This is a genomic window from Caballeronia sp. M23-90 (assembly GCF_053574605.1).
Window position 1 is genome coordinate 1 of sequence record NZ_JBSIPA010000297.1, and the last position, 8116, is coordinate 8116.

Sequence of the window (8116 nt, forward strand, 5' to 3'; positions counted from 1 at the left end):
TGCTCTGGGCGCTGCCGTTCGCGGGCATCCTGCTGTCCATCGCCATTGCGCCGCTGGTCGCGCCGCATGCCTGGCACAGTCATTACGGCAAGATATCGGCAGCGTGGGCGATTGCCTTTCTCGTACCGTTTGCCATTGGTTTCGGAGCGAACACCGCCTTCGCGACCTTCGTCCACGCGATGCTGGAAGAATATATCCCGTTCATCATTCTGCTCACGGCGCTCTTCACCGTCGCTGGCGGAATATGCCTGAATGGCGACCTGCGCGGTTCGCCCCGGTTGAACACCGGACTGCTCGCGCTCGGCACCTTCCTCGCCAGCATCATGGGAACCACGGGCGCAGCAATGCTGCTGATCCGCCCGTTGCTGCGCGCAAATGAAGAGCGCAAGCACCGTGTGCATCGGGTGGTGTTCTTCATTTTTCTCGTTGCCAATGCAGGCGGTTCGCTTTCACCTCTCGGTGATCCGCCCTTGTTCCTCGGCTTCTTGAACGGCGTCAGCTTCTTCTGGACCACCGTGCATCTCGCGAAGCCGACGCTGTTTATCTGCGCCATCCTGCTCGCGCTCTTTTATGCGCTCGACCGGTACTATTTCGCGAAGGAAGACGTGCTGCCGGAGACCGCTGAAAAGACGCCGCTGAGCATCGATGGGAAAATCAATTTCGTTCTTCTGGCGGCAGTTGTCGTGCTGGTCCTGATGAGCGGCTTGTGGAAACCGGGTATCGAATTCGATGTATTCGGCACGCACGTAGCGTTGCAGAACCTGGTGCGCGACGTATTGCTGATCGTCGTGATGTTGCTGTCACTGAAGCTCACGCCGAAGAGCGCGCGGGAGGGCAACGCGTTCAACTGGGCGCCTATCGAAGAAGTCGCGAAGCTGTTCGCCGCCATCTTCATCACCATTGCACCGGTGATCATTATTCTGCGCGCCGGCGCGGATGGCGCGTTTGCTGGCATCGTGCATCTCGTCACCGACTCGAGCGGCAAGCCCATCGACATTGCTTACTTCTGGGCGACGGGGCTGTTGTCATCGTTTCTCGATAACGCGCCTACCTACCTCGTGTTCTTCAACCTCGCCGGCGGCGACGCACAGGCCTTGATGACGACCGGCGCCACCACGCTCGCCGCCATCTCCGCGGGTGCCGTTTTCATGGGCGCGAACAGTTACATAGGCAACGCGCCAAATTTCATGGTCAAGGCGATCGCCGAATCTCGCGGCGTTGTGATGCCCAGTTTCTTCGGTTACCTGGGCTGGTCATCGGTCATTTTGTTGCCCCTGTACCTGCTTACCGGATGGTTGTTCTTTTAAGGAGAAGTCGATGAAGAAAGTGCTGGTTGCCCGCCCCATCTTCCCGGACGTGATCGAACGCCTGCGACAGTATTTTGAAGTCGATGCCAATCCCGGCGCGCCGCTTCCCGCCGACGAATTCGCGCGCCGCATGGCCGATCGCGATGGCGCGTTGCTCGCGGGCGATCCTGTCACGGCCAAGGTGCTTGAAGGCGCACCGAATTTGAAGGTCGTGTCGAACATGGCCGTCGGCTATAACAACTTCGACATGCAGGCGCTCAACGCCCACGGCGTGCTCGGCACGAACACGCCTGACGTGCTGAACGAGAGCACCGCTGACTTTGGCTGGTCGCTCATGATGGCGGCTGCACGTCGCATCACGGAATCCGAGCATTTCCTGCGCGCGGGCAAATGGGGCACGTGGTCGTACGATGCGTTTCTCGGCGCGGACGTCTACGGCTCGGCGCTGGGCGTGATCGGCATGGGCCGCATCGGACAAGCGCTGGCCCGGCGTGCGCGCGGTTTCAACATGCGCGTGATCTATCACAACCGTTCGCGTGTCGCGCCGGCGATCGAGTCGGAGTTGAATGCCGAATACGCATCGAAGGCTGACTTGCTCAAACAGGCCGATCACGTTGTACTGGTGCTGCCGTACACCGCCGAAAACCATCACACCATCGGCGCGGCGGAACTCGCGAGCATGAAACCCACGGCAACGCTGACCAATATCGCGCGAGGCGGAATCGTCGATGACGCTGCGTTGATCGAAGCGCTGCGCAACAAGACCATCGCTGCAGCGGGCCTCGATGTCTTCGAAGGCGAGCCGAATTTCAATCGCGATTTCCTGGGTTTGTCGAACGTCGTACTGACGCCGCATATCGCAAGCGCGACCGAATCCACACGCCGCGCAATGGCGAATCTCGCTGCCGATAACCTCATCGCTGCATTAGGCGAAGGTCCCCGCGCCGGCAACCCGCCGAACCCGATCAATCCGGAAGTACTGAAGAAATGACAATGTTGTTGCTGTTGAGCGCTGCGGTCGCGGTCCTTGCGATCACGCTGGTGATCGTGCTGATTTTGTTGCTGCGGCCCAAGCGCGAGACGGATATCGAAGAACAGTTCGACGCGCTCACTGACCGGGTTATCGATATGGGCGAAGCCCACGCACGCGCCCAGGAGCGGCTCGAACGCAATGTGCGGGGCGAGGTGGTGGAGACGTCCCGCGCATCGCGTACGGAAGCGGGCGGCGCGTTCGCTCAGTTCCAGCAGACGCTTGCGACACAACTCGCAAGCATGTCGAACGTGCAGAACGCGCAACTTGAGGCGTTCTCGCGGCAGTTGCTTGCCTTGACGGAAAGCAACGTCCAGCAAAGCCAGCACGCGCGCGACGAACAAAGTCAGGCGCTCAAGCGTTTCGGCGATGCCCTCACGCTGCAACTCGCGCAGATGTCGGAATCGAACGACCGCCGTCTGAGCGAGGTGCGCATGACGCTTGAAGCGCGGCTGAAGGACATCGAAGCGAACAACGCGGCGAAGCTGGAAGAAATGCGCCGCACCGTCGATGAAAAACTCCATGCCACGCTGGAACAGCGGCTTGGCGAATCGTTCAAGCTGGTGTCAGACAGACTTGAACAGGTGCATCGTGGATTGGGGGAAATGCAGACACTGGCGGCGGGCGTCGGCGACTTGAAGAAAGTGCTGACCAACGTCAAGACACGGGGGACATGGGGCGAAGTGCAACTCGAGTCGCTGCTCGAACAACTCCTGACGCCGGACCAGTACGCGAAGAATGTCGCGACCATTCCAAAGAGCAACGACCGCGTGGAGTTCGCGATCAAGCTGCCCGGCCGACACGACGCCCCCGGCCAGAGCGGCGCGAACGCGGTGGCGACGCCGGTATGGCTTCCCATCGATGCGAAATTTCCGCGCGAGGATTACGAGCGTCTGATCGATGCGCAGGATCGCGGAGATCCAGTCGCGGTGGAAGAGGCATCGCGCGCCCTCGAAGGCCGGATTCGCGCTGAGGCGAAGACCATCGCGCAGAAGTATGTCGCGCCGCCGCACACCACGGACTTTGCGTTGTTGTTCCTGCCTACTGAAGGTTTGTACGCGGAGATCTTGCGCCGTCCGGGGTTGACGGATTTCTTGCAGCGTGAATATCGCGTGAGTGTGACGGGCCCGACCACGCTGACCGCTTTGCTCAACAGCCTGCAAATGGGCTTCCGGACGCTCGCGATCGAGCAGCGTTCCAGTGAGGTCTGGCAAGTGCTCGGCGCGGTAAAAACGGAATTCAGGAAGTTCGGGGAAGTGCTCTCGAAGACGCGCTCGCAGCTTGAGGCGGTGACGCGATCGATTGAATCAGCGGAAACGCGCACCCGTCAGATGAGCAAGAAACTGCGCGATGTAGAAGCGTTGCCGGGCGAGCAGGCGGCCAGCCTGCTCGGGCATGAAGCGGATGATCGCGAGGAACCGGAAGCTTAATTTACCGGGGCATTCGCCGAGGCAGAAGGCGAGGCGAGGGTGGCCAGCGCGTCGCCGGTGATCCGCACGATGCGCCAGTCCGGCAACACGGTCGCGCCCATCTTCTCGTAGAAACCGATGGCGTTCTGGTTCCAGTCGAGCACGGTCCATTCGAAGCGGCCGCACTGACGCTCCACCGCAATCGCCGCGAGCGCGCGCAGCATCTTCGTGCCAAGTCCGCTGCCGCGAATGCCAGGTTTGACATACAGGTCTTCCAGATAAAGCCCGCGCTTGCCAAGGAACGTGGAGTAGTTCTGGAAGAAGAGCGCATAACCCACGATCACCCCGTCTTCTTCCGCGACCATGGCTTCCGCTGCGGGCTTGTCGCCGAACAGGGCATCGGTGAGGCCGGACTCTGTCCCAACGAACAAATGCGTCAGCTTTTCAAACTCGGCCAGTTCCAGCATGAGCCCGAAGATCGCGCTGACATCTTGCGGAGTGGCGCTACGGATTGCGGCGCTCATCATGCTTCTTCCGGTGCATCGGACAACACGATCTCGATGCCGCCGAACCGCGACGCCACCCAGTTGTACGCGTGACACGCAATCCACAACAGGATGAATCCCAGGATCGCGTTCAGCAACAGTGCGCTTGTCACGGTGCTGAGTTCTACGGAGCCGTATCGGAAGAACGCGACCAGCACGCCGAGCAACACGATCGGCACGCTGAATGTGAGATACACGAGAATCAGCGCTTTGGCGGTTTGTCCCGGTGCGATGAACGAAATCTGTTTTTTCATGAAGGAAAACCCCGTCAGTCGTAGTGCAGTGCATTCGAACCCAGGCGTTGGCCGCATACGGGATGACGGCGTTGCAGTCCGGATTCTTGAAGCAGGTTGTCGAAGAGCCTGTGAAACTAAATCAGGCCGTCGAATGGCAGGATATCGACGCTGTCTCCTGCATCGATATCTCCTGCCTCGTGCTCGAGGACAATGAAGCAATTGGCTTCGCTCATTGAACTCAGCACTCCCGAGCCTTGCGGCCCGGTTGTTACCACGCGCCAGCGCCCGGCTTTGTCGCGCTCTGCAATACCGCGCTGGAATTCCGTGCGGCCGGCACGTTTGGATAGCGGATTCGTGCTGATCGCCGATACCATCGGCAACGCGTGCCGCGCCGCGCCCGACATGGCGAGCAGCGCTTCCCGCACGATGAAATAAAACGTCGCCATGACCGCGACCGGGTTGCCGGGCAAGCCGAAGAACAACGCTGATTCGCCCTCGCCGGCACGCGCGCCCGACCATAGCCGACCGAACGCGAGTGGCCGGCCAGGGCGCATCGCGATTTTCCAGAATGCGACGTCGCCGAGTGTGTTCATCAGGTCGCGTGTGAAGTCGGCATCGCCCACTGACACGCCGCCGGAACTGATGACGACGTCGGCTTCGCGGGTCGCGCGTCGCAGGGCTTCTTCAAGCGATGCCCGGTCGTCACGGACAATGCCCAGATCGACGGGCTCGACGTTCATCCGGCGCAGCATCGCGTAAAGCGTGTAGCGGTTGCTATCGTAGATGGAACCCGGTTCAAGCGTTTCGCCGACAGAGCGCAACTCGTCGCCGGTGGAAAAAAACGCGACGCGCAAACGGCGCTGCACGGTAACTTCAGCGATACCCAATGAAGCCAGCAACCCAATATCCGATGCCCGCACGATCCGTCCTGCACGCAACGCCGGTTGACCTTCTGCAAGATCTTCCCCCGCAAGGCGCCGGTTCACGCCGCGCCCGATTCCCGCCGTGCCGAACGCGACCATGTCGCCCGCGCGTTGCACGAGTTCCTGCGCAATCACCGTATCGCAGCCGGGCGGAAGCAGCGCGCCCGTCATGATCCGCACGCATTGGGCGGCAAGCGGGCGGCCTTCGAACGGTTGTCCAGCGAGCGCCTTCCCGGCAACGGTCAACTGAACCCGCCCTTCGAGACCGGCGTCCGCCAGCACTGCGCCATCGAAGGCGTAGCCGTCCATGGCGGAGTTATCGTGCGAGGGGACGTTGATGGGTGAAATCACGTCCTTGGCCAGCACACGATCCAGCGCATCGAAAAGACGCACGCGCTCGACTTCGACGGAGCCGCGCGGCAACGCCCACTGACGCACGATGTCTTGCGCCGCGCTGACGGGCAGCGCGTTCGGATCGTACTCGGCGACGCAGCTCGAAAAGTGCCTGGGTGTGTTCATCGATGGGTAAAACCAGCGCGGAGTCGCGACACAAAGCCCGCAGGCGGATGGATGAAGAGGCAGACGTGTTGAGATGCGCCGGTGTTTCCGCGACCTCTGGCAAGCCGGTGGCTCGCAGCAAACTGAAACGAACCGGCGCTTAGTTGCGCTCCAGGTCGGCTAGCTGCTGCAGATCGTTGACATTGTAAAACGCACGCTCGTCGGTGAAGGTCACTTCTACCGCCTTGTGGCGCGCGTACCACGCGCGAACTTTACGTTCGCCGGCGCGAATGTACGTGTCGAGATCGTCGGCCAGCGACGTTCTCAGGAGCGCGAACACGGGGTGCAGATGGCGATCGCCGCCCGAATCCGTGACAGTCGCGATGGCGATGTCCGCACTGTCGGCAACCAGTTTCTCCGACAGCCGGTCGGCCAGATGAGGATCGACGAAAGGTGCATCGCAGGGCGCGAACAGCACGAAGTCGGTCTGCGCCTCGTGCAACGCCGCCGACATGCCCGCGAGCGGGCCGGGGAAGTCGGGGAATGCATCGACGACGACCTTGGCCCGGAACGGCATGCCGAGTTGCGCATAGATTTCGAGGCTGCGATTTGCGCTGATGAGCATGGCGCCGCATTGTGGCGAAAGCCGGCGCAGCGCGTGCAGCGCGAGCGGTTCGAGATTCAGCGGCTGCAGGCCTTTATCCACGCCGCCCATGCGTGACCCGCGTCCACCGGCGAGTACCACGCCCGTGATGTCGTGCTTCGAAAGGGCATCCCGGGACGGCTCGGTCATGTCATCCGCCTATATACGACATTTCGACGCGCCGGGCGTCCGGGTCGGGGGCTGGCAGGGAATTGCTGCCGCGCAGCTCCGAGTAGCGGTCGGTGCGCGCTTCCCAGATCCGGGCTATGGCGGTGGCGACGGCTGCGTCACTCGCGCCGCTGCGAATCAGCGCGCGCAGATCGTGTCCGGACGTCGCGAAAAGGCACAAGTACAGCTTGCCTTCCGTCGATAACCTCGCCCGTGTGCACGTCCCGCAAAAGGCGCGGGTCACGCTGGAGATCACGCCGATCTCGCCGCTTTCGTCCCGGTAACCCCATCGTTGAGCGGTTTCTGCGTCGTTGTGGGCTTCGAGCGGTCGCAACGGAAAATGCTCGGCAATGCGCGCAACAACATCCGCCGATGGCAGCACTTCGCTCATGTTCCAGCCATTCGACGCGCCCACGTCCATATATTCGATGAACCGCAGCACCGTGCCGCTGCCCTTGAAATGGCGCGCCATCGGCACGATTTCCGCGTCATTTGTGCCGCGCTTGACGACCATGTTCACCTTCAGCGGTGCCAGGCCGACTGCATGCGCGGCTTCGATGCCATCGAGCACATCGGCGACGGCAAAATCCGCGTCGTTCATGCGGCGGAACAACGCGTCGTCGAGCGCGTCGAGGCTCACCGTGACACGGGTCAAACCCGCGTCCTTGAGCGACCTGGCTTTGCGGGCGAGGATAGAACCGTTGGTGGTGAGCGTAATGTCGAGCGGCCGGCCTTCGGGCGTACGCAAAAGCGCCAGCCGCTCAATCAGGAATTCGATGTTCTTTCGCAGCAGCGGTTCGCCGCCGGTCAGCCGGATTTTTTCCACCCCATGGGCGACAAACAGCCGCGCCAGCCGTTCGATTTCCTCGAAGGACAGCAGCGCGCTGTGCGGCAGGAATTCGTAGTTTTTATCGAAGACTTCGCGCGGCATGCAGTACACGCAACGGAAATTGCAACGATCGGTCACCGAGATGCGCAGATCGCGCAAGTCGCGTGACAAACTGTCAGTAAGCAATCCGGTCGGCGTCGCCACGGCTCCCGGGAAGGCCGGGATCGCGGTGATATCGGTGACGGGAATGATGCGTCGGGACATGATCGTTTTATTTCTCGCAAGCAGCAGCGGGGCTACTGTCAACTTTCAACGATCCATTTTAGCGGAAGGGCGGATCAGCAGTAGTCCGCCGCTGTGCTTTATGGGGTTTTTGCACGCGCAAAAATAAAAAAGCGCCACAGACCTGAGTCATGTGGCGCTTTTATCGAAACGTCGGACGCTTATGCGTCCTTACCCGTTTCCACTTGCTGCATCGGCGCGGCGTCGAGCGGCGGCAGGCGCTAGATCGGGAGGGCACACGGCTGG

General features: G+C 61.4%; 8 protein-coding genes. 3 read left to right on the forward strand and 5 right to left on the reverse strand.

The window, feature by feature from the left end:
• From ACRXB1_RS24120 to rmuC, 3 genes are all read left to right on the forward strand, one after another.
• On the forward strand, nucleotides 1-1307 hold a 1307-nt coding region (locus tag ACRXB1_RS24120; protein ID WP_449493464.1), incomplete at its 5' end, for a sodium:proton antiporter.
• Between the two features lie 10 nt (nucleotides 1308-1317).
• Nucleotides 1318-2298, forward strand: coding sequence for a 2-hydroxyacid dehydrogenase (locus tag ACRXB1_RS24125; protein ID WP_449493465.1), 981 nt, complete (start codon nucleotides 1318-1320; stop codon nucleotides 2296-2298).
• A 2-nt stretch (nucleotides 2299-2300) separates the two neighbouring features.
• Nucleotides 2301-3767 (forward strand): DNA recombination protein RmuC, encoded by a 1467-nt coding sequence (rmuC, locus tag ACRXB1_RS24130; RefSeq protein WP_075357159.1) that lies wholly within the window; start codon nucleotides 2301-2303, stop codon nucleotides 3765-3767.
• Here the strand turns inward: rmuC and ACRXB1_RS24135 are convergent.
• From ACRXB1_RS24135 to moaA, 5 genes are all read right to left on the reverse strand, one after another.
• Nucleotides 3764-4270, reverse strand: a complete 507-nt coding sequence (locus ACRXB1_RS24135) for an N-acetyltransferase family protein (RefSeq protein ID WP_449493467.1) — start codon at nucleotides 4268-4270, stop codon at nucleotides 3764-3766. The genes rmuC and ACRXB1_RS24135 overlap by 4 nt on opposite strands.
• Nucleotides 4270-4545 carry a hypothetical protein gene (locus ACRXB1_RS24140; RefSeq protein ID WP_031363462.1) on the reverse strand — a complete coding sequence of 92 codons (276 nt, stop codon included), beginning with the start codon at nucleotides 4543-4545 and terminating at the stop codon, nucleotides 4270-4272. Before ACRXB1_RS24140 ends, ACRXB1_RS24135 begins: the two co-directional genes overlap by 1 nt.
• 116 nt (nucleotides 4546-4661) lie before the next feature.
• A complete protein-coding gene (moeA, locus tag ACRXB1_RS24145; protein ID WP_086382051.1) occupies nucleotides 4662-5969 on the reverse strand; it encodes a molybdopterin molybdotransferase MoeA in 1308 nt (435 codons plus the stop codon).
• 139 nt (nucleotides 5970-6108) lie between these two features.
• The gene (mobA, locus tag ACRXB1_RS24150) at nucleotides 6109-6741 is read right to left on the reverse strand and encodes a molybdenum cofactor guanylyltransferase MobA (RefSeq protein WP_174364191.1); all 633 of its coding nucleotides are present in this window, start codon (nucleotides 6739-6741) and stop codon (nucleotides 6109-6111) included.
• Nucleotide 6742: 1 nt separating this feature from the next.
• Nucleotides 6743-7852 carry a GTP 3',8-cyclase MoaA gene (moaA, locus tag ACRXB1_RS24155; protein ID WP_449493466.1) on the reverse strand — a complete coding sequence of 370 codons (1110 nt, stop codon included), beginning with the start codon at nucleotides 7850-7852 and terminating at the stop codon, nucleotides 6743-6745.
• Nucleotides 7853-8116 lie beyond the last annotated feature (264 nt).

Coding starts and splice junctions, on each gene's coding strand:
- ACRXB1_RS24125 (WP_449493465.1), top strand. CDS start 1,318: ATGAAGAAAGTGCTGGTTGCCCGCCCCATCTTCCCGGACGTGATCGAA.
- rmuC (WP_075357159.1), top strand. CDS start 2,301: ATGTTGTTGCTGTTGAGCGCTGCGGTCGCGGTCCTTGCGATCACGCTG.
- ACRXB1_RS24135 (WP_449493467.1), bottom strand. CDS start 4,270: ATGAGCGCCGCAATCCGTAGCGCCACTCCGCAAGATGTCAGCGCGATC.
- ACRXB1_RS24140 (WP_031363462.1), bottom strand. CDS start 4,545: ATGAAAAAACAGATTTCGTTCATCGCACCGGGACAAACCGCCAAAGCG.
- moeA (WP_086382051.1), bottom strand. CDS start 5,969: ATGAACACACCCAGGCACTTTTCGAGCTGCGTCGCCGAGTACGATCCG.
- mobA (WP_174364191.1), bottom strand. CDS start 6,741: ATGACCGAGCCGTCCCGGGATGCCCTTTCGAAGCACGACATCACGGGC.
- moaA (WP_449493466.1), bottom strand. CDS start 7,852: ATGTCCCGACGCATCATTCCCGTCACCGATATCACCGCGATCCCGGCC.